Origin of the sequence: Anabaena sp. CCY 9402-a (assembly GCF_963920945.1) — a bacterium.
In the GTDB taxonomy this organism is placed as follows: Bacteria; Cyanobacteriota; Cyanobacteriia; order Cyanobacteriales; family Nostocaceae; genus Trichormus; species Trichormus minutissimus.
Window position 1 is genome coordinate 56,103 of the sequence record NZ_CAWUDL010000025.1, and the last position, 21,297, is coordinate 77,399.

The 21,297-nt window shown below is 42.5% G+C and carries 17 protein-coding genes and 1 pseudogene; 11 read left to right on the plus strand and 7 right to left on the minus strand.

The features are described 5' to 3' along the window. Window positions 1–118: 118 nt before the first annotated feature. Both ACM0OR_RS11550 and hetR read left to right on the plus strand, forming a co-directional pair. The gene (locus ACM0OR_RS11550; protein ID WP_414576319.1) at window positions 119–2,341 is read left to right on the plus strand and encodes an EamA family transporter; all 2,223 of its coding nucleotides are present in this window, start codon (window positions 119–121) and stop codon (window positions 2,339–2,341) included. A 1,194-nt stretch (window positions 2,342–3,535) separates the two neighbouring features. After that, a complete protein-coding gene (gene hetR / locus ACM0OR_RS11555; RefSeq protein ID WP_190700749.1) occupies window positions 3,536–4,435 on the plus strand; it encodes a heterocyst differentiation master regulator HetR in 900 nt (299 codons plus the stop codon). A 506-nt stretch (window positions 4,436–4,941) separates the two neighbouring features. On the opposite strand, the gene ACM0OR_RS11560 is transcribed toward hetR, so the two are convergent. Next, the gene (locus ACM0OR_RS11560; RefSeq protein ID WP_323268014.1) at window positions 4,942–5,508 is read right to left on the minus strand and encodes a hypothetical protein; all 567 of its coding nucleotides are present in this window, start codon (window positions 5,506–5,508) and stop codon (window positions 4,942–4,944) included. A gap of 372 nt (window positions 5,509–5,880) precedes the next feature. Between ACM0OR_RS11560 and rpsD the strand changes: the two genes are divergently transcribed. Then, the gene (gene rpsD / locus ACM0OR_RS11565; protein WP_190700755.1) at window positions 5,881–6,489 is read left to right on the plus strand and encodes a 30S ribosomal protein S4; all 609 of its coding nucleotides are present in this window, start codon (window positions 5,881–5,883) and stop codon (window positions 6,487–6,489) included. 90 nt (window positions 6,490–6,579) lie between these two features. Here rpsD and moaA read toward each other — a convergent pair whose 3' ends face one another. The 4 genes from moaA to ACM0OR_RS11585 form a co-directional block, all read right to left on the minus strand. Continuing rightward, window positions 6,580–7,566 (minus strand): GTP 3',8-cyclase MoaA, encoded by a 987-nt coding sequence (gene moaA, locus ACM0OR_RS11570; RefSeq protein WP_414576320.1) that lies wholly within the window; start codon window positions 7,564–7,566, stop codon window positions 6,580–6,582. 80 nt (window positions 7,567–7,646) lie between these two features. Beyond that, entirely contained in the window at window positions 7,647–7,967 is a 321-nt protein-coding gene (locus ACM0OR_RS11575; protein ID WP_414576321.1) for a helix-turn-helix domain-containing protein, read from the minus strand. Continuing rightward, complete coding sequence (locus tag ACM0OR_RS11580; RefSeq protein WP_414576322.1) at window positions 7,954–8,352, minus strand: type II toxin-antitoxin system RelE/ParE family toxin; 399 nt, start codon at window positions 8,350–8,352, stop codon at window positions 7,954–7,956. The genes ACM0OR_RS11575 and ACM0OR_RS11580 overlap by 14 nt, the downstream gene beginning before the upstream one ends. A gap of 66 nt (window positions 8,353–8,418) precedes the next feature. Then, complete coding sequence (locus ACM0OR_RS11585; protein WP_414576323.1) at window positions 8,419–9,459, minus strand: Rieske 2Fe-2S domain-containing protein; 1,041 nt, start codon at window positions 9,457–9,459, stop codon at window positions 8,419–8,421. Window positions 9,460–9,679: 220 nt separating this feature from the next. On the opposite strand from ACM0OR_RS11585, the gene ACM0OR_RS11590 reads away from it, so the two are divergent. Beyond that, entirely contained in the window at window positions 9,680–10,156 is a 477-nt protein-coding gene (locus tag ACM0OR_RS11590; RefSeq protein WP_190700769.1) for a YbjN domain-containing protein, read from the plus strand. Between the two features lie 17 nt (window positions 10,157–10,173). Further along, window positions 10,174–10,893: a lipoate--protein ligase family protein gene (locus ACM0OR_RS11595; RefSeq protein ID WP_414576324.1), complete on the plus strand. Its 720-nt coding sequence runs from the start codon at window positions 10,174–10,176 to the stop codon at window positions 10,891–10,893. 68 nt (window positions 10,894–10,961) lie between these two features. Here ACM0OR_RS11595 and ACM0OR_RS11600 read toward each other — a convergent pair whose 3' ends face one another. After that, window positions 10,962–11,663: a YdcF family protein gene (locus ACM0OR_RS11600; RefSeq protein ID WP_414576325.1), complete on the minus strand. Its 702-nt coding sequence runs from the start codon at window positions 11,661–11,663 to the stop codon at window positions 10,962–10,964. Between the two features lie 323 nt (window positions 11,664–11,986). Between ACM0OR_RS11600 and ctpB the strand changes: the two genes are divergently transcribed. The 4 genes from ctpB (at window position 11,987) to ACM0OR_RS11620 (ending at window position 18,055) form a co-directional block, all read left to right on the plus strand. After that, window positions 11,987–13,324: a carboxyl-terminal processing protease CtpB gene (gene ctpB / locus ACM0OR_RS11605; protein ID WP_323268020.1), complete on the plus strand. Its 1,338-nt coding sequence runs from the start codon at window positions 11,987–11,989 to the stop codon at window positions 13,322–13,324. A 280-nt stretch (window positions 13,325–13,604) separates the two neighbouring features. Beyond that, the gene (locus tag ACM0OR_RS11610) at window positions 13,605–14,573 is read left to right on the plus strand and encodes a glycosyltransferase (RefSeq protein WP_323268024.1); all 969 of its coding nucleotides are present in this window, start codon (window positions 13,605–13,607) and stop codon (window positions 14,571–14,573) included. 65 nt (window positions 14,574–14,638) lie between these two features. After that, complete coding sequence (locus tag ACM0OR_RS11615; protein WP_190700782.1) at window positions 14,639–15,334, plus strand: response regulator; 696 nt, start codon at window positions 14,639–14,641, stop codon at window positions 15,332–15,334. A 180-nt stretch (window positions 15,335–15,514) separates the two neighbouring features. Further along, entirely contained in the window at window positions 15,515–18,055 is a 2,541-nt protein-coding gene (locus ACM0OR_RS11620) for a filamentous hemagglutinin N-terminal domain-containing protein (protein ID WP_414576326.1), read from the plus strand. Window positions 18,056–18,160: 105 nt separating this feature from the next. On the opposite strand, the gene psbA is transcribed toward ACM0OR_RS11620, so the two are convergent. After that, on the minus strand, window positions 18,161–19,243 hold the full coding sequence (gene psbA / locus ACM0OR_RS11625; protein ID WP_414576327.1) for a photosystem II q(b) protein: 1,083 nt from the start codon (window positions 19,241–19,243) through the stop codon (window positions 18,161–18,163). A gap of 227 nt (window positions 19,244–19,470) precedes the next feature. Between psbA and cofG the strand changes: the two genes are divergently transcribed. After that, window positions 19,471–20,484, plus strand: a complete 1,014-nt coding sequence (cofG, locus tag ACM0OR_RS11630) for a 7,8-didemethyl-8-hydroxy-5-deazariboflavin synthase subunit CofG (protein WP_414576328.1) — start codon at window positions 19,471–19,473, stop codon at window positions 20,482–20,484. Window positions 20,485–20,941: 457 nt separating this feature from the next. Continuing rightward, a pseudogene (locus ACM0OR_RS11635) lies at window positions 20,942–21,247 on the plus strand (ATP-binding protein); the annotation flags it as partial. Window positions 21,248–21,297: the final 50 nt, after the last annotated feature.

Here is a 21,297-nt window from a genome sequence, read left to right on the forward strand (position 1 = left end):
CCGTAAGTCCTGTGAAGATTTTCTATTTTATCTGACAAAATACAAGAAACTGAGTATGAGTGCCGCAAATTTTACAGGAAGCAGCTTTATCGTCAAGGTGTATAGAGGTTAGAAACTAATGGGGCGATTTGAGAAGCGACCAGACAACCCACGAGTCCGAGGCGACATATCCAGAGCAGCAGAATCAGCTCTATTGGCTGTTGTTGAGGATTTAGAAAACCTCCAACAAAGTGTACTTAAATCCTTACAAGAAGATGTTAAACGGCTACAAGGCGAGAAAGACCGTTTAGCAGATGAAATTCATCAATTAGTCGAAGAAAAAGAACACTTACAAGAAGTTAGGCGGATTACGGAACAACAAGTATTAATCCGTCAGTTATCAGAAGCTTTAGCCAAGCACATCTGTTCACAACTGCAATCATCACTAGCGAAGATAGCTAGCCAAACAGAGAATCAAATTGCTGCACTCAAGTCAGCCCAAAGTAGCAACATTGTCACTGGAAACCAACAGCCAGCAGAAAAAATGCTCGGTAGTTTGGATGATAACTTGACGATCGCCTTTAATTCTCTTCAACAAGAACTTAAAAACTATCAAAGTAATCTGTCCCAACAGCTGTCTCGGATGTACAGCCAACAGCAGCAAGGGGAAGCCATTTTAGAGGATTTCATCAGTCAACTGCGTGGGGATCTAACAAAAACGATTCAAGAAACCTCACAATTAGTAGCTAAATCATCTCCATCTACAGTATTACAGCCTCCCAAAAATCAACCTCCCAATACTGCCAAAGTGGTGAATTTATCTCCACCGACAGTATTACAACCGCCGGAAGTCCAATCTCCCGCTTCCTTCCAAACATCTCCATCCGTAGAACAAGTTACTCAGATTCAGGCTCAATCAGTTTCTCCCGTTACAGAAAAACCCCCTGTACCCCCACAGTCAACACCAATTATAGTCCCACCAGCAGCACCAAAAACTGCTGAATCAACAGCCTCACGACCTGAACCGATTTCTGTTTTACAGCCGGAAATATCTGAGACTGAGATCACCTCAAGGGAAATCAAATCTCCACAACCTGAACCAGTTTCAGTTCTGCGCCCAGAGATATCGGTAACTAAGATTACATCACCACCACCAGAAAAACTAACTGAATCGATTTTTTCACCCAAACCTGAATCTTCCGCAAACAAAGGGAAAGGCAAAGAGCCAATCTCTGTAATCCAAAATGACAATCCGTCCCCACAATCTGCGTCAGCATCCAAGCGGGGATCACCATCTCCCACCAATAAATCCCGCAGTTCCTCTAACTTATCACCAGTTCAGATTGGCTTTTTGTTGATAGTTGCATCTGCTGTCATGTCATCGCTGTACAACGTAGCCATCAAGGGGATGTTTTATAAAACTTCTCAAACCTCTGCTGTGTTGGAAATAGCAGGTTTAATTTCGCCGACCGTGGGAAATATTATGTTAATTCTCACTTTGCGGTTGATGGTGGTAGTACCACTAATGATGCTTTTAGCTCCCATGATGCACCCCCAAGTATGGGAAGACTTACAAAGTCTCAAGGAGTCCCTAGGGAAAAAATCTGGTGCTACTCGTGGTAAACGACAAAGTGGTGTGCAGTTAATCATTGCTAGCGGCTGCTTTCTGTTTTTATCGCAAGTTTTGATTTACTTTGCTATCGGTCAAGTTGCTACTGGCACAGCGATCGCTCTATTCTTTGTTTACCCCGTTGTTGTTAGTATTTTATCTTGGTTTTTGTTGCGCGATCGCCCTAGTGGATTTCGCTCCATCTCCCTCGCCGCAATTTTCTGCGGTGAATTACTAGTTTTTGGTGGTACTCTCATTACTGCTGGTGTGACTGGAAATAATTCATTGGGTGGGATCACCGCAATTCTCGCAGGAGTAGCTTTTGCTTGTTACTTACTCTTAACGCGAGCCTCTGCTACTAAAATACATCCAGTCTCTTTGACCTTCGTGAACTTCGCCACCATGTTGGCTTTAAGTTTTATCTTTTTGATGTTGCCTTTACCCAATAATTGGAGTTTGACCGTTGACCCATCTAAGGTACTAGAAATTGTTTTAAGTGCTGCGATTTTGGGTGTCTTGACCCTTGTAGGGTATGTATGCAATCACTTGGGAGTTAGCAAATTAGGCGCGCCGCGATCGGCAATTATTGGCGCAGGTGTACCTATTTTAACTGTAATTTTTGCTGGCTTAGTTCTGCAAGAAACTTTAAACATTGTCCAGATTTTGGGAGTGTTATGCGTTACTTTTGGCGCAGCTGCTTTCAGCTTTGGCAAAACTAGAAATCCCAATCCATCATCCAGTAGTGAAAATTGAACCTGACCTTATCTTATATCAATAAAATTAGCGAGAAATATCAACATGGAAAAATTAAGATAACCTCGTGGCATATATCTCATCATGCCCTAAAGCCAAAATTTTTGACGTATAAGACGTATAAATTTAGCCAAAGAATTTATACTAAAGTTTCTACCATCTGGCTACAGATCAAACCCTGAAAACCTATATAAAAGCTGAGTTTATGAAATATATAGCTTTTACTTATATGGTATGATAAACCACGAATTACGTAAAAGCTTGCAGCATACCTGTATTTAGATTGTAGTTGAGCGAATATCGTTACCAATTAAGCATTTGAGAACAAAATTTTTAGTTTTTACTAATGCTTGTCGATGCAAATGTCATTAAACTTTGATAATTTACTCTGACAAATTATGGGCTGTTAATCGCCTATTTTAAAGATTAAGAAGGAAAAGATTAAGAATACACTAATTCAGATAAATTTAATGCAAGAACAGCTAAATATAGAATATTATGTTGTGAGCAAATAAAACATATGGTCAAATTTGAACTATCTGCCTTATTTAACATCTGTGATTTTCCTCTCGGCAACTAACTATCTGGCAATAAAGATACAGAAAAGTTGCAAGGGGCGTGGTACTTAAAAATACCCTACTGATGCCCTAAGTGTTAATTGGGTTGCTAAGTGACCTTTTTAAAGCGATTACTGCCTGTGTTCTCAGAGAATTTGCCTATCCGCAAGTTTTTCTAGAGTCTGAAAGTCACTGACACCACAGACGTTCTGAATCTAAAACTTCAGTAACTATATTTAAGGTAATGCTATCTCCCAAATCTGGTAGGTAGCCAAATTTGTTGGTGATTAGCATTGCTGAGTGTTACTAGATAAAGGGCAGAGAAAATCCGGATACTGAAGAAAGTCCCTGTAGGTTACTTATTAGAGCCATATATATAGTTCTTAAGTGACTTACAAAGGTATCATGGGTAAATTCAGGCTGTTAATCCGCGATTTTTCGGTAAGATACAGGAAAAACTCTAGTAGCAGTGCTTTTGCTACTTATATCCAATTACAGTATGGAGGAACGGGTAATTTGAATACAAATTATTACTTACAAAACCCATAATATACATCTGGCGTGGCGATAAAACCTGCCATTAGGTGTATTTCAATTACTTTTTTAGACTAATACGTGCTATTCAACTATTTGTAATATGAGTAACGACATCGATCTGATCAAACGTCTTGGCCCCAGTGCGATGGATCAGATCATGCTATACCTGGCCTTTAGTGCCATGAGGACAAGTGGGCATAGACATGGCGCATTCTTAGACGCAGCAGCCACCGCCGCTAAGTGTGCGATTTACATGACATATCTAGAGCAAGGTCAAAATCTGCGGATGACTGGCCATTTGCACCATCTAGAGCCAAAACGAGTCAAAATTATCGTTGAGGAAGTCAGACAAGCCTTAATGGAAGGCAAACTGTTAAAGATGTTGGGTTCTCAAGAGCCTCGCTATTTGATTCAGTTTCCTTATGTTTGGATGGAACAGTTTCCTTGGCAACCAGGTAGATCCCGCATTCCTGGAACAAGTTTAACAAGTGAAGAAAAGAAACAAATTGAGCAGAAATTACCTAGTAATCTTCCTGATGCTCAGTTAGTCACATCATTTGAGTTTCTGGAACTAATTGAGTTTCTCCACAAGCGATCGCAAGAGGACTTACCATTAGAACACCAGATGCCTTTGAGCGAGGCCTTAGGAGAGCATATCAAGCGTCGTCTGCTCTACTCAGGCACGGTGACACGGATTGATTCACCTTGGGGAATGCCTTTTTACGCTCTAACTCGCCCCTTCTACGCTCCAGCCGATGACCAAGAGCGTACCTACATCATGGTAGAAGATACCGCTCGGTATTTCCGCATGATGAAAGATTGGGCAGAAAGACGACCAAACGCCATGCGTGCTTTAGAAGAGCTAGATGTACCGCCTGAAAAATGGGATCAAGCTATGGAAGAATTAGATGAAATCATCCGAGCTTGGGCAGACAAATATCATCAAGCTGGTGGTATTCCCATGATTTTACAGATGGTGTTTGGGAGAAAAGAGGACTAAGCACGAACCAAAGCAAGTGATTTTTTTAACCAACCTAACAATCAGTAACACAACAAACAGTCCCAGAAGTCACAAACGAGCATCTGCATAGCAGCTATAAGCAGATTGTGCTAGCTATTAGCCAAAAAGCAACATCTGATTAAGGTATATTTGCTGAACTAGCAGATGGCTATCGTCTGTGTCTATGTTGGGTTTTAACTATCATATTGGTTAAGCAAATTAGTCCGAGAAGGCAAAAGAAACAGCCTTGACATATCAAACAATTTGTGAATTACGTTCGCTGTGCCGTACTAGCGTTCTATGGTTTAGACGTAAAAAAATATTAGCCCAACTCCACTAAATCCTTGTTTAAGGAAGGGCTGCAATTCATCGGGTTGCTTCCAATAATATATAACTTCAGTCAATGCCAATAGTCCAAAGTAAATGCTGAAAAATCAAGCTTCTTTGGACTATTGACAGCCTCAACTAGAAATCTCAGATACTTGTGTAAGTCCTGAGCTTATCTATTAGTTGGTAGGACTTTCAGGAATTGGTTCACTCTCCAAGTTAGGATTGAATATTGTGGGTGGTTGGAGTGGTGAAGTCGATGTAGGGACAAAACCACTAATGCGATCGCTACCATCAATACAAGTATTTAATGCTTGATTAGGCTCAATCTTAATCTGACTACGCAAACCTATTACACACTGAGCAAAGCGTTCTGGTAATAAACTGCGCCCACAGTAATTTAAGGCATCTGGATTAATTGTTTCCTGAGTATTTTTGCTCACTGAAACGACACAGGTGGCTAATTCCTTTGGCCGTCTTGCTTGCCTACAACCAGGTAGGGCATCAGTAGCACTTATATCCGTGCGCTTGTCAATAAAAACCACACACGCCGATAAGTCTGTTGGACGCAAAGCCGTAGCACAAGCCTCTGAGGTTGCTTGCTCACTCACACCCACACTTAAAAGTCTGCCGGCACAGGCGCGATAATCATTGTCAGCAGCTATGCTAGGGACACTCATCCCTACACAGCTACCTACAGCCAAAACTGGTGCTATCAGCCGAATTAGACGAGTTTTAAAGGTCATTTTTGATTTTCTCCCCACTAACCTTTGTTATGCACATTACCGTTCTTCAAACACCCAAAGTTATGCTAACTCAAATGTGCAACAAATCTTTTGCAAATCAGGCAAAACCAAAGAACAGGAAGAAAAATCTTTGAAAAAGACAAAAAGTGTAGAGGTGCAGGGGAGCAGTCGCTGATAGCGTTCCCACAGGGTGGAGCAGAGGAGTAGGGTAGCAGAGGTTATTCAATTTTGAATTTTGAATATATATGCCCCATACCCAAAAGAAGATAAATTTTTAGCGATTCAATGAAATCATTTTTGCATTTCTGAATAGCTGGTATTTATAATAGTATGTCTGAGTAAAATTTAAACAGGATTAGATTAAGGAAACTCATGTCCCGATACAGAGGGCCACGCCTTAGAATTGTACGTCGCTTAGGCGAATTGCCAGGATTAACTCGTAAGAGCGCAAGACGCGCCTATCCGCCAGGTCAGCATGGTCAGAATCGCAAGAAGCGTTCCGAATATGCTGTCCGTTTAGAAGAAAAGCAAAAGCTGCGTTGTAACTACGGTGTGACTGAAAAGCAGCTATTACGTTATGTCCGTAAAGCTAGACGAGTAACTGGTTCTACTGGACAAGTGTTATTGCAACTGCTAGAAATGCGCTTGGATAATACAGTTTTCCGCTTGGGTATGGCCCCTACCATCCCAGCCGCTCGTCAGTTGGTAAATCACGGTCACGTCACAGTTAATGGTCGTGTGGTGAATATCGCCAGCTACCAAACTCGTCCCGGAGAAGTTGTTGCTGTCAGAGACAGAGCGCAATCACGCAAGCTGGTGGAAGCTAACTTGCAATATCCCGGTTTGGCAAACCTTCCTAACCACTTAGAGTTTGATAAAAACAAATTAGTTGGTAAAGTGAACAGTGTCATTGAACGGGAATGGGTGGCACTACAAGTCAATGAACTGCTAGTCGTGGAATACTACTCACGCCAAGCATAGGACAGTGCTGAGTGCTGAGTGCTGAGTGCTGAGTGCCGACTGTTGAAAGTCCTATCACTCACAACTCAGAACTCATTGCTCAAGAGTGACTTACCCTCCAATTTGTGACATGGTACGGCTGTAATTACCTGTAGTACCAGAGTCGCGTCCTTTAAAGTTAATTTCTGGCTTGATTGCCAATAAGTTTCTTACCTGTTCTTGCAATTTCTGGGTGCTGACACCAGAACGGAGAGCAGTTTTTAAGTCCATTTGACCAGCTTCATTTAATAAACACGGTCTGAGCCAACCATCTGCACTCAGCCGCATCCGGTTACAACGATCGCAAAAACATTCTGACATTTGACTAATAAATCCCAATGTCCCCTTCGCGCCAGGAATTTGAAAGACATCCGCAGGTCCAGCACCACGAACTTGAGCTTCTGTCAATCCCCAACGATCGCGGATTTGTTGCCGCAATTCGCCTGAAGATATCCAACCGCGATCGCTAAATAAATCGCCGTTACCAATGGGCATAAACTCAATAAAACGGACGTGCCACTGTTTATCAATAGTTAAAGCCGCTAAATCCAAAATTTCATGGTCATTAACCCCAGGAATTACCACTACATTTAACTTCAAAGGGTCAAAACCAACACGATAAGCCGCTTGAATCCCATCCCAAACCTGTTGCCAGCGAGAACGTCCACGATAGCCAATAATTTGGTCAAAAATATTGGGATCAAGGGAATCTAAGCTAATATTGATGCGTCGCAAACCTGCATCATAGAGATTTTGGGCTAAGGGAGCTAGTAAAAAGCCATTGGTAGTCATGGAGAGGTCTTGAGTTTGGGGCAAAGACGCGATCGCTCTTACCAAATCTGCCACACGAGGACGCAGTAACGGTTCTCCCCCTGTCAACCGAAAACGAGTAAAACCGACAGGAATAAAAACTTCTTGAACTAAAGTGAGCAATTCCTCATCAGTAAGTAGCTGTTGCTTGAGGATATAGTCTAGCTCTGACCCCTCTGGCATACAATACTGGCAACGAAAATTGCAGCGATCTATTAAACTAATGCGGAGGTAGTCTACCTGGTTCATGTTGGGTTTTTCTTTCTATTGTGCGCGATCCGTTAACTCTCTCTTAGAGCAACAGAAATAACTGCTTTTGACTTTTGTTTTCATAAGATTAGGCCGCTTTGCTCATCTTGCATCGAGACAAGATGAATAACTACGCGCTGATTGAGAGCGTAAGCTATTTTCTGTAGCATTGAAAGGGAGTGTCCCTCATAATCAGCATCTTCCAAACGTGCAATCACAGGTTGTTTTGTCCCAACAAGTTCAGCAAGCTGTTTCTGTGTTAATCCCGCTTTCCTTCTGGCTTCATAAATCAGCTGTGCCACTTCTGCATTGATAGAGGCTTCCTCCACCATTGCCTCAAGCTCAGGGTCACGGCTAGTCATTTTGTCAATGATTTTTATAGCATCGCTATTCTTCGCCATCTTCTTGATCCTCTACATAGGTATGAACGTCTGGATTATCTTCAAATAAACGCTTTCGCTCTATAGCCCGTTCAATTTCAATTGGTTGTACAGCTGCTTCTTCTTTCGTAATAGCGTCTCCAAGAATTGCCACATTTTGCCCATGAAAGAAGTACAGGATGCGGTATTGCACACGCATATGCTTTGCCCGAAGTTCATATATACCATCACGTAGGTAATCGGCAGTAGGGCGACGGAGTTCATATCCTGATGCCGCAAGTTGTTTGATGCGAGCAACGCAGTTTGCATAGCCTTTGCGGTCTTCTTGCAACAGTTCCGTTAGCCATTGAAGAACAGGAACTTCCCCGTCCTCTTCCTGATAGAAAACAACACGGGTTTCCGGCACAGTCTACCTTCAAATATATCAATATTGTTATATTACGACAACTGAACAAACGAGACACGCACTATTCTATGACTGATTCCTCATCAACCGTTGCACACTCACTAACGCGCGGTTTAACTCATAATTCCGTCTTTGGGGATTTTGTAAATACGCTTGCTGTTCTTCCTCAATCATTTGCACATCTTGCACAACCAAACCGTCGAGTAACTTTTGGGCTGCACCAAATAAGCTATCTTTAATAAACCGCCGAAACCATACCGGCAATTTGTGTAATCGCCAAAAAGCGTTTAATGAGGTGAAATGAATTAAATAAGCTTTGGTGTGCGTTTCACTCACCGGACATAACAAACAATAAATTTTAAAATCCTTTCCTAGTGTAGACACCCAATGGGGATAAATGTAACTTACATCTAGGGGTTCAGGATGTAAGCGTCGGAGTGCAGGGAAGAATAACTGCGAAATAGACCAAATTTTATCTATCTTGTAATAACTTTGGGCTTGATAATGAGCATCTACACGGTGGTCATCTTCATCAATGTCTTGGAGTGTTGCTTCTGCCCAAGCTTGTAAATCCTGATGCAAGTGTCCGTGATACATATCCATCAGGTTTTCAATCAGATAAGAATAATGAGCCTGACAATTAATCACTGACACTGTAGCGATATAGTTTAAATGATCCCACTCTGGTAAGCCTAGAGGCTCGACAGTTGGTTCTTGATCTCCGGGAAACAACCAAATAAAACCGTCTTGTTCTTTGACTGGGTAACGCCGAATTTTGCAATTAGGGAGTTTCTGATTTTCGGCTAAGTAAGGAACTGCTGCACATTCACCTTGATGATTGAAACGCCAACCATGATAGGCGCATTCTAATTCATCGTTGATGACTTGTCCGTGGCTGAGTTTAACTTGTCGGTGGGGACAACGGTCTTCTAGAGCGTGAATTTGTCCTTGACTGTCTCTATAAAGTGCGATCGCCTGATGCCAAATTATAATTCCTAATGGTTTATTTGTAACTTCATTAGTACGTGCAACCACATACCAGTGATTAGGGTTAATTCCCAACTGACGGACATCACGACTTTGCACAACTTCAGACAGAGAGGACATAGATTTATACATCCTTGGCAGCGTTAGATGAATAATTGCTACACCCTTCACTGATGACAAGTGTAGTAAAAGACATATTACAAGCAATTTTTCTAAAATGAAATCTAATACTTCCTGCCGTACCGTTCAGACTCGTCCTTCAGGAATTCAACCTAATTTGACTTACAGGCTATAAAGTATGTGTAGATAAAACAATGAGTATATTGAGAGAAAAAACTGTATGACAAGCTACCAAGAAACCTTAACTAGCAAAGAGACTCTAGAGGAACTAGTGGAAACAAACAGCATTAACCATATCGAAGTCATTGAGAACGTCATTGACTCCTTAGAGCAAGATGATAGCGCAATGGTCAGCCACTCCCCAGAAGGTGGTTATCTGTGGAAATTTAAATATGGCAGTGTGGAAGTATTCGTCCAACTGACTGGAACAACTGATGAAGACACAATCACAGTTTGGTCGGCGGTACTCCCGTTACCTGCTAAAGATGAACCTAAATTGATGCGTCAACTATTAGAAATGAACTGCTCCAGTACCTTTGAAGCTCGCTTTGGTATTATTGATAACAAAGTAGTAGTCATCTCTACCCGCACCTTAGCAGAGTTATCCCCTGGGGAAGTTTCGCGGCTAATTACTGTTGTGGCAACGATCGCAGATGACAATGATGAAGCCTTACAATCTGAATTTGGTGCAGCTTAGATAGTTCGGAATTTGCAATGGGTAACAAGCAGGTTTGGCGACTAATTCCTTTTTTAGCAGCTTCTGGTAGTGTGCAGATGGCGATTGACCGATGGTTATTACAGCAACACCTATCAGGAAATTATCCTTCAACTCTCAGATTTTATACATGGTCGCCACCCGCTATTTCCCTTGGTTATCATCAACGACAATATCCTGAACACTGGCAAAATCTGACTTGGAAAGGTCAAACATTAGATTTAGTGCGCCGTCCTACAGGTGGTAGGGCAGTGTTACACCAAGGGGATTTAACTTATACTGTTGTCACCTCTGGATTAGTTGGGAATCGTCTCGATAATTATCAGCAGATTTGCGAATTTTTGATTACTGGATGGAGAGCGATCGGTATTCAATTAGACTATGGTACAGCCGGACGCGGCTACATTCATAACCCCAACTGTTTTGGGACGGCTACAGGTGCAGATTTAGTTTTACCAGATGGAGTAAAATTGATTGGTAGCGCACAATTAAGACGAGGCGGCGCAATTTTGCAACATGGTTCTATGCGTTTGCAGCCAGATGCAGAATTATTTACTCAAGTATTTGGTGGAGAATCTTTTCAGCCTGTGCAATTGTCCCCAAGCTTGAGTATAGATACGATTATGACTGCTTTGACGAATGCGGCTAGGGATTGCTTTGATATAGAGATTCAAGTGCAATCCCTGTGTCTATCCGAGTGGGATGAGATTTTAAGCTAAATGAAAATTGGGGCGTAAATACAGTTGGTATTGTTTTCTCCTACTTCCCCTGCTTTACCTATCACCTGTCACCTGTCACCTAAATTCCCCTGCCGTTCACATTTAAAACCTTGACTTTGCCACGCCTGCATATCCACGTCACTGAGTTTAGTGACATTTGAGCATTGTGGCTGAATGATTTGGCTCAAAACTGCCCACAAGAGACTACGTATGATATCTAGTGTAGTTTTTAACAAAGACTCTTGATTACCGGGAATACCTGTTTCCTGAACAACCTCAACCTCCACCCACATACCATGAGATCCAAACAGAATCTGTGACATCCATTGAGCGCGTGGTAAGTGAGTAGGGGAAGTAATTAGTTTGACCTTATTTACCCCCCATCGCTTTAAAATCGGAATTCCATAGTAGAAATTTTCAAAGGTGGATTTAGCACACTTTTCTAGCCAAACATTTTGTAAATCTGCCGTTTCTCGTTGAAAAATTAGCCATATACAGGGGTCTTTAGAACCCTGAGAAATTAAAATGGGAATTTGTGGATATTGTTTAGCTGTTTGGGCAATATAAATTTCACGGCGAATACTACCACCAAGGACAAAAAAGGCATCTACTGGCTGGGAAAAAGCTAGAAATAGGTTTATAGTTACGAGAATTAGCCAACCCCCAAACAAGAAGCATAAACCCCAGCTAATCTTTTGTAACAAATGCAACCATCTGCGAAATTTTTTCCCACCAGGAATTGATGAATTTTTGGTAAAGTTGTGTCTCATGAGTTAGGACAAAAAAGCTGATTAACTTAGTTGCAAAAGCCCAACATTTTTAGCAATGAAATGCTATCTTAGAGAATTAATATAGGGTGTAAATAAGACAGTTGCATAACTGTCACACTATTGTCACAGTGCTAGATTAGAGTAACAAAGAAAGTGCAAAATTTGGGTAACAATTTTTCACAAATTAAGGCAAGATCCTAACATAATTCAAAGGGGAAAATTATGAAGGAAGCGTAGCTAAAAATTGCGTATAAAAACTTAAGAAACTCCTAAAAGCCTGATTGCTAAACTGTCAACACCACCGTAAATTCCTGCTGATATACATGAACCAATCTGCGAAACGTTACTCGCCGCTCCAAGTAGCCCTGATTGGAGGAGCGATCGCCACAACTGCTACTATATCCGTATTTGGCCCCGCTTGGACTCGGAGCGTTCGCGCTGCTCTACAAGACAGTCCCAAAGCATTAGTTGATCAAGCATGGCAAATAGTCAATAGTGAATATGTTGATGGCAACTTTAATCAAAAAAACTGGCTAGCAACAAGGCAAAGTCTATTAAGCAAAGACTACTCATCTAAAGAAGAAGCTTATGTAGCAATTCGTGAAGCTTTACAACTGCTCAACGATCCTTACACAAGATTCATGGATCCCAAACAGTTTGAAGCCTTAACCAGTCAAACTTCTGGGGAAGTCTCTGGTATTGGCATTCGCATGGAAATGAATGAAAAAACCAAGCGACTGACTATTGTAGAAGCAATAGAAAATTCCCCAGCCCTGAAAGCTGGAATTAAAGCTGGCGATGAGATTTTGGCTATTGATGGCAAGCCTACTCAGTCGATGAAAATAGACGATGCCTCCAAATTAATTCGCGGTAAAGCAGGTAGTAACATTACACTCCGCTTAGGACGCAGTGGGCGCAATGCCTTTGACGTGAAGTTAACACGGGCAACTATCGAAGTGCCAACAGTTTATTCCAGCGTCAAGCAAGAAGGAAATCGCCGGATTGGTTACATTCGGTTACGCGAGTTTAGCGGCCACGCCGCCGAACAAATGCACCGAGCAATTCGAGACCTGAACGGTAAAAAAGTGGATGCTTTCGTGTTAGACTTGCGCGGTAATCCTGGCGGGTTATTGCAGTCCAGCATCGAAATTGCTCGGATGTGGTTAGATGATGGCGGCATTGTTCGCACAGTTAACCGTAAGGGAGTCAATGAAGACACTAAAGCCAATCGCACCGCTTTAACAAAACTGCCCTTGGCAGTATTAGTAGATGGTAATTCCGCCAGTGCCAGTGAAATTCTTACAGGTGCGCTCAAGGATAATAAGCGGGCAGTAGTTGTTGGTAGTCAAACCTTTGGTAAAGCCTTAGTGCAGTCAGTCCATGAATTATCAGATGGTTCGGGGATGGCTGTTACCATTGCCCACTACTACACCCCCAACGGTACAGATATCAACCAAAAAGGGATTGCGCCAGATATCAAGTTAGACTTGACAGAGGCACAGGAACGCCAGCTAGCGTCCAACCCCAGTCTGATTGGTACTCCCAACGACCCTCAATATAGCCGAGCGATCGCAATTTTATCTACTAATACCTTTGCCCAACCTCCCATCAATCAAACATCTCCATCCTTAAGCACTCGCGCCCGCGATTTGAAATTCTAAATATTCCATGTGCGATCTCGTTACCAGGTGTTCATATATCAGCATTTTTTGAGCCTTAACAAGGTGATAGGGGACAGGTGACAGGGGACAGGGGACGGTGTACTGGGCTAAAAATTTCTCCCCTACACCTCTTCATCCCCTAATTACGAATTACGTAAAGCCTGCGGCATAGCTGCGCTTAGAGCGTAGCGGGGCGCAGCCCATTAAGAATTAAGAATTACGAATTACGAATTACGAATTACGAATTACCTACACCCTTTTATCCACAATCACAGGCTCTATGAATTATCAGGAAATTGATCCAACCACCGCCAACAGCTTCTTGCCAATGGTTTCGGTGGTTGTTCCTATTTATAACGGTGAGGCAGATTTACCAGACTTAATTAACTGTCTGGTGTCTCAAACCTACCCCAAAGACAGGGTAGAGTACCTACTGGTAGATAATAATAGTAGCGATCGCACCCTCAGCTATCTCCAAACAACAGCTGCCAATTGCCCAATTACCATTCACCCTTTGAGCGAAAACCAAATTCAAAGCTCTTATGCAGCTCGTAATACGGGGATTCGGGCGGCGGTGGGGGAAATTTTGGCTTTTACAGATGCAGATTGTCGTCCTCAACCCCAATGGCTAGAAGCATTAATTCAGCCTTTTGTCAACCAAGACGTAGTGATTGTAGCTGGAGAAATTGCAGCATTACCAGGTAAAACTTTCTTAGAACAACACGCAGACCGTCAAGAAACTCTCTCCCAAAAGCATACCCTTGCTCATCCCTTTTGTCCCTACGGTCAAACGGCTAACTTAGCAATTCGTCGCACTGCTTTCGCTACATCGGGTTTATTTCGCCCTCATCTGACTACTGGCGGTGATGCAGATATTTGTTGGCGCATTTTGCAACAAAACACTGGGCGGTTAGAATTTGCCCCTATTGCCATTGTTCAACACCGTCACCGTAGCACATTCAAGGAATTAGCTAGTCAATGGCAGCGATACGGACGCTCTAATCGTTATTTACATGAACTGCACGGCGTAGCCTTAATGCCAGATATGAAACCTCAAGATATTAGCTATCGTTTAATACGTTGGTTACTCAAGGAATTGCCACGGGATAGTATCAGAGCGATCGCTGGTAAAGGCAAATTGATAGATTTATTAGATACTCCCATTGGCTTATTTAACGCCAAAGCACGGGCTGAGGGACAACGGGATGCCAAGCTACCAGAACTCGCCAAAACAATTGAATGGATCTAAGAAATTTGAATTTTAGATCAAGGATTCGCTACATTGGAGATAGGTAGACCTTAAGGAAATATTCGATGTCAGCACAATTGTTACTGGTAGATGATGAACCCGGATTACGAGAAGCCGTAAAAGACTATTTACAAGAAAGCGGTTTCGGCGTTCAAGTCGCCAGTAATGCCCGTGAAGGTTGGGATTTGATGCAGCAAAATACACCCGATCTGGTAATTTCTGACATTATGATGCCCCAGGTAGACGGCTATCAATTTCTCAAGCAATTACGCGATGACCCTCGCTTTCAATCCCTGCCTGTGGTATTTTTAACAGCAAAAGGCATGACTAGCGATCGCATTCAAGGTTATCAAGCTGGTGTTGATGCCTATCTCCCCAAACCCTTCGATCCAGATGAACTAATAGCAATTGTAGAAAATTTACTTGCCCGGCGCACTGCGAAGCAGCAATTTCCAGGTCAAGAAGGCGAAACACCTGACATTGCTGAACTAGCCAATCAAATTGCCCAAATCAAAGCTTTACTGACGCAAAAAAGTGCAATTTCTCAATCTCCAGCCCCCTTCAAAATCGACTTGACCCCCAGGGAACAAAGCGTTTTAAACTTGGTAGCCGAAGGGTTAATGAATAAAGAAATCGCCCGCCGCTTAGAAACCAGTGTGAGAAATGTAGAAAAATATGTCAGTCGTTTGTTCAGTAAAACGGGTACGAATAGTCGCACCGAATTAGTTCGTTTTGCTTTAGAACACGGGTTAGCTAATTGACACCGTAATTCTTGGTTTCACGAGTGCATTTATAGCGTTTCTCGGTTGGGTGAGGTAGATGAATCCCACCCCAACTCCATAAGAGCCACTGAAAAGGGGAATTTAGCACCAGGGCTTGCACACCGCGAAGTATTCGGTCAGTATTGCTAGAGTGCAACAACTTGTGGTAAACATTTTCCCATGTATCAAAGTCGAAGCGATCGCCATTCTAACTTCAGTCTAGTAAGTGCTTTAGCAATTGCTAGCATATCTGCTGTTTTTGGAGATTGTGCCTTTGCCCAAATTAGGAAGGATGACACCTTGGGTGCTGAGAACTCAGTTATCACACCTAACTTAATTAATGGTCAAACTATTGATCAAATAGATGGCGGGGCAATTCGTGGAAATAATCTATTTCATAGCTTTGATCAGTTTTCTGTGTCTACTGGCAATACAGCCTATTTTAATAACGCTACAAATATTCAAAACATTATCAGTCGAGTAACTGGAAATTCTATCTCTAGTATTGATGGCATCCTGAAAACTAATGGAACAGCTAACTTATTTTTGATTAACCCCAACGGAATTATTTTTGGTTCTCATGCTGCTTTAGATATTCAAGGTTCGTTTTTAGCTAGCACTGCTACTAGTATAAATTTTGCTAATAATCTCCAATTTAGTACCGCAAACCCTCAAACTGCGCCGTTATTGTCCATAGATGTCCCCATTGGCTTACAATTTGGAACTACGACGGCAGCAATACGCAATCAATCCCAAGCCAGTCTCAGAGGAGCAACCAATCGTTTAAATAATCCTGCTGGTTTACAGGTGCAGTCAAATAAAACCTTGGCACTGGTAGGCGGTGAGTTGACATTAGCGAGTGGAAATTTAACGGCAAAATCAGGAAGAATTGAGCTAGGAAGCGTCGGTGCGAATAGTGTAGTCAAGATCAACTCTACAAATCAAGGTTGGGTTCTGGGATACGAAAACGTTAGAGATTTTCAAACCGTTCAAATAACAAGGAAAACTTTAGGCACTCCTACCAGTCCATCTCAAGTAGATGTGAGTGGCGAAGGTAGCGGTAGTATTCATGTGCAAGGTAGAGAAGTATTGATTAATAGCTCTTCACAGCTTTTAGCTAATACTTTGGGTTCTAAACAAGGGGGTCATTTAACGATAAATGCCTCAGAATTAGTGGAACTAGTTAGTGGTACACCTTTGACAACCATAACTTTTGGTTCTGGAAACGCTGGAGACTTAACGATTACAACTGGTAAGTTAATTGTAAAAAATTTAGCGCAAGTCCAAACTGGAGCGCAGTTTTTGAATAATGTCGGAGCATCGCGGTTGGGTTCAGGTGGCAAATTGATTATAAATGCCTCAGATTCTGTAGAGTTGAGTGGTAGTCGTGTTTTTGGTAGCCTGCTGTTTTTCAGTGGACTATTAGCTGCAACTCCTGATGTTGGGGATGCTGGCGATATCATCATCAACACTAGAAATTTACGCATTGAAGACGGAGCAAAGATAGCTACTGAGTCTGCGGGCAGAGTCCTAATACTAGCAGGGTCGAATCAATATGTACCAGCTACAGGTAGGGGAGGCAATGTGATAATCAATGCTTCTGAATCTGTAGAAATAAATGGTACTTCAGCTAATGATTCTCCCAGTGGTATTTTTACTGCAACAAGAGGTACTGGAGCAGCAGGCAATTTAACTTTGACTACTGGGAAATTGACTATACAGGATGGAGGAGCAATAGTTGTTAGCAGCGCAGTACAAAAAAATGTTATCTACCTCGGAGATCCCATTAAGTTAGGAGCAGCAGGTGAAGTCAATATCAATGCTCGTTTCATCCACCTAGACCAAGGAAAATTGGTGGCAGAAAGCGAAGCCGGTCGAGGTGGGAATATCAACCTCAAAGTGCAAGATTTACTATTGATGCGCCACGACAGTCAAATCTCTACGAATGCAGGTAAGACATTAGGGCAAGGAGATGGTGGCAATATTACTATCAACGCAGCTAATGGCTTTATTGTTGGCAATCCTTTAGAAAATAGTGATATCACTGCCAATGCTTTCGCCGGCACAGGAGGTAAAGTCACAATTAACGCTAAGAACATTTTTGGATTTGTACCACGTACTCGCGCAGAGTTGGTGGAGTTGTTAGGAACTGAAAATCCAGAGGAGCTAAACGCTAGTAAACTGCCAACAAACGACATTACAGCCTTTTCGCAGCAAAATCCTTCATTAAATGGAGACGTACAAATTAACACGCCTGATGTTGATCCCAGTCAAGGCTTAGTAGAACTGCCCACAAATCTGGTTGACGCTTCTAGGCAAATTGCTTCTGTTTGTCATCCTAGTAATAATACTGTAAGAAGCTCATTTATTGCCACTGGTCGTGGAGGAATTACACCCAGTCCTACGGATACATTGATGGATGATGCTGTCCTAACAGACTGGATTGAATTACCAGTAGATAGGAAAAATCGTGCTGATAATCTTCAGCCGCGTACAGAAGAAAATACAGGGAAATTTAAATCCGGTGATGGTCTCCGACCGACGGTCGGTCATCGCCTACGGTGGGCAGAACGTCACCACTCTAGCCAAATTATCGAAGCCCAAGGTTGGGTCATAGATCCCAAAGGTAATGTAGTTCTCGTTGCCCAAGCACCCACCATTAAGCCTCATAGTACAGAGATGAAGTCAGCAGCTTGTGGGTTATTAGGGAGTAGGGAGTAATCCAATACTTGTCGGTTAAGCTTGCCAAAATTAGCAACAAATTCAACACAAACAAAAACACCTCCCGTTTCCAGGAGGTGTTTTTAATTAGCTAAGACTTAAAGATTAACCGTTGATAGAAGGTGCGCTGATAGCAACAGGAGCAACTTCACCAGCAGCCAAATCTAAGGGGAAGTTGTGAGCGTTACGCTCGTGCATTACTTCCATACCCAGGTTAGCGCGGTTGATTACATCTGCCCAGGTTGCAATGACGCGACCTTGAGAATCAATGATGGATTGGTTGAAGTTGAAACCGTTCAAGTTGAAAGCCATTGTGCTGACACCCAAGGCGGTAAACCAGATACCGATGACAGGCCAAGCAGCGAGGAAGAAGTGCAAGGAACGGCTATTGTTGAAGGAAGCGTATTGGAAGATTAAGCGACCGAAGTAACCGTGTGCTGCAACGATGTTGTAGGTTTCTTCTTCTTGTCCGAACTTGTAACCGTAGTTTTGTGATTCGTTTTCGGTTGTCTCACGAACTAAGGAAGAAGTTACTAGTGAACCGTGCATTGCGGAGAACAATGAACCACCGAAGACACCAGCTACACCTAACATATGGAAGGGGTGCATCAAGATGTTGTGTTCTGCTTGGAACACGATCATGAAGTTGAATGTGCCGGAGATACCTAAGGGCATACCATCAGAGAATGAACCTTGTCCGATGGGGTATACCAAGAAGACTGCGGTTGCTGCTGCTACTGGTGCAGAGAATGCTAGGCAAATCCAAGGACGCATTCCTAAGCGGTAGGATAATTCCCATTCCCGTCCTAGGTAGCAGAATACACCAGTCAAGAAGTGGAAGATTACCAATTGGTAAGGACCACCGTTGTACAACCACTCATCTAAGGATGCGGCTTCCCAAATGGGGTAGAAGTGTAAGCCAATGGCGTTAGAGGAAGGCACAACTGCACCGGAGATGATGTTGTTTCCGTACATTAATGAACCTGCTACTGGTTCGCGGATACCATCGATGTCTACTGGTGGTGCGGCGATGAAGGCGATGATGAAGCAGGTGGTTGCTGCTAGCAGGGTGGGGATCATCAGGACTCCGAACCAACCTATGTATAGACGGTTATTGGTGCTGGTAATCCATTCGCAGAAGCGATCCCATACGTTCGCGCTTTGACGCTGTTGTAAGGTTGCGGTCATGTTTTTATGATTGCGTTTGTTTATGTATGTATTGGGCGGTTTTGTTTTCGCCTTATGTTACATATCTTAACTAAGATGTTTAGATTTGTAAAGCATTTTGAGAAACAATTTTTTACATGACTCTGTAGAAAGCTCTGATACTGAGTTTCTGTCAAGGTTTCAGCCTACGGTGTCTATGATGTTTCTTGACTGTGAATTGTTTACAATTATTCCAAGGCTTCTTTTATATGCCAGTTCTCATTTCTTCTATTGTTACCTACAGCCCGGCTTACACAATCGTTCCGACTTACGAGTGCTTCAATCGCTGTACTTACTGCAATTTTCGCTCTGACCCTGGTCAAAGTCCTTGGCTGACTTTAGCCGCCGCAGAAGATATCTATAAAGGACTGCAAAATGAGCAAGTTTGTGAAATTCTCATCCTCAGTGGTGAAGTGAGTCCTCACTCACCCCAACGTGCAGCATGGTTTCAGAGGATTTATGATTTGTGTGAATTGGCATTGGCGATGGGTTTTTTACCGCATACTAATGCTGGTCTTCTGCGTTTTGCGGAAATGCAGAAGCTCAAAAGTGTCAATGTATCGATGGGTTTAATGCTAGAACAGTTAACCCCAGCATTATTAAAGACAGTTCATCGCCACGCACCGAGTAAGTTACCAGAACTTAGACTGCAACAATTAGAATGGGCGGGAGAGTTGCAGATTCCCTTTACAACCGGGTTATTGTTGGGAATTGGGGAAACCTCTGATGATTGGTGGGAAACTTTAGCAGCCATAACCCAAATTCATCAACGCTATCACCACATTCAAGAAGTCATCTTACAACCCCACAGTCCAGGGACTCAGCAAACTTTTGACGCACCACCTTTTGACCCCCATCAATTACCAGCCGTCATTGCGAAAGCACGCCAGATTTTAGCGTCGGATATTACAATTCAAATTCCGCCGAATTTAGTTAAAGATGAGCGATGGTTACTAGCTTGTATAGAAGCTGGTGCTAGAGATTTAGGCGGAATCAGTCCGAAAGATGAAGTAAATCCAGATTATCCGCATCTTCAGGAACAAGAATTAAGAGAAATTTTACAGCCTGCGGGGTGGGAATTAGTACCGCGTTTACCTATATATCCCCAGTTTGATAGTTGGATGTCAGGTGAATTACAAGCGGCGGTCAAGCAATGGCGAAAAACTTTAACCCCAGTTTCTATTTTGCAAGGACAAGGAAGTAAAAATTTGCCTATTTTCTAATATTCCCCTTGTTCATGATTCCTTACAACTCGTGAACGAGTCTTGGAACGGCGTTTATCTATCTCAGATACTCGTGAATGAGTCTTTGAACTCCGTTCATCTATCTCAGATACTCATGAACGAGTCTTTGAACTGCGTTTATCTATCTTAGATACTCATGAACGAGTCTTTGAACTGCGTTTATCTATCTTAGATACTCGTGAATGAGTCTTTGAACTCCGTTCATCTATCTCAGATACTCATGAACGAGTCTTTGAACTGCGTTTATCTATCTCAGATACTCGTGAACGAGTCTTTGAACTCCGTTGGTGAGTATTTGAAACTAGCCGTTGAGTATTTAAAACTCGTAGGCGAGTCTTAAGACTGAATTTATCTGTGTAGCAAAACATTACAGTCTCAGCATAGTTATCTCCGTGATGATGCGTTAATATGACGCTAGTGTGGGAGATTTCTACTTATGACGCAAGATTTTGCTCTTTTAAAGCGAATATACAACGCTTTTGACCCATTTCGACCTTTGCCCGCAGGAGATCCGGCTTATGTCGATTGTGGGGAAGTGCGGGGAGATGGGGATATTCTTGTGGAAGTGGGTAGAGAAATTTTGTTATCAGATAGAATGACCTCTCAACTTTACGCAGGACATCGCGGTGCTGGTAAGTCAACTGAACTGCTGCGTCTCCAGAAGTTTTTGGATGAGGAAGGCTGCTTTGTAGTTTATTTTCCCAGCGATGAGGAAGATATAGATCCAGAAGATGCTCAATATAAGTAGCTAAACAAAATTAATTACATAGTTTTTACCAAATTCTCGGAGAA

Bases quoted from the DNA above. Each gene is read 5' to 3' on its own strand.
- ACM0OR_RS11550 (WP_414576319.1), top strand. From the start codon at position 119: ATGGGGCGATTTGAGAAGCGACCAGACAACCCACGAGTCCGAGGCGAC.
- ACM0OR_RS11590 (WP_190700769.1), top strand. From the start codon at position 9,680: ATGACAAGCTACCAAGAAACCTTAACTAGCAAAGAGACTCTAGAGGAA.
- ACM0OR_RS11610 (WP_323268024.1), top strand. From the start codon at position 13,605: ATGAATTATCAGGAAATTGATCCAACCACCGCCAACAGCTTCTTGCCA.
- psbA (WP_414576327.1), bottom strand. From the start codon at position 19,243: ATGACCGCAACCTTACAACAGCGTCAAAGCGCGAACGTATGGGATCGC.
- ACM0OR_RS11595 (WP_414576324.1), top strand. From the start codon at position 10,174: ATGGGTAACAAGCAGGTTTGGCGACTAATTCCTTTTTTAGCAGCTTCT.
- ACM0OR_RS11600 (WP_414576325.1), bottom strand. From the start codon at position 11,663: ATGAGACACAACTTTACCAAAAATTCATCAATTCCTGGTGGGAAAAAA.
- ACM0OR_RS11560 (WP_323268014.1), bottom strand. From the start codon at position 5,508: ATGACCTTTAAAACTCGTCTAATTCGGCTGATAGCACCAGTTTTGGCT.
- cofG (WP_414576328.1), top strand. From the start codon at position 19,471: ATGCCAGTTCTCATTTCTTCTATTGTTACCTACAGCCCGGCTTACACA.
- ACM0OR_RS11615 (WP_190700782.1), top strand. From the start codon at position 14,639: ATGTCAGCACAATTGTTACTGGTAGATGATGAACCCGGATTACGAGAA.
- moaA (WP_414576320.1), bottom strand. From the start codon at position 7,566: ATGAACCAGGTAGACTACCTCCGCATTAGTTTAATAGATCGCTGCAAT.
- hetR (WP_190700749.1), top strand. From the start codon at position 3,536: ATGAGTAACGACATCGATCTGATCAAACGTCTTGGCCCCAGTGCGATG.
- ctpB (WP_323268020.1), top strand. From the start codon at position 11,987: ATGAACCAATCTGCGAAACGTTACTCGCCGCTCCAAGTAGCCCTGATT.
- rpsD (WP_190700755.1), top strand. From the start codon at position 5,881: ATGTCCCGATACAGAGGGCCACGCCTTAGAATTGTACGTCGCTTAGGC.
- ACM0OR_RS11585 (WP_414576323.1), bottom strand. From the start codon at position 9,459: ATGTCCTCTCTGTCTGAAGTTGTGCAAAGTCGTGATGTCCGTCAGTTG.
- ACM0OR_RS11575 (WP_414576321.1), bottom strand. From the start codon at position 7,967: ATGGCGAAGAATAGCGATGCTATAAAAATCATTGACAAAATGACTAGC.
- ACM0OR_RS11620 (WP_414576326.1), top strand. From the start codon at position 15,515: ATGTATCAAAGTCGAAGCGATCGCCATTCTAACTTCAGTCTAGTAAGT.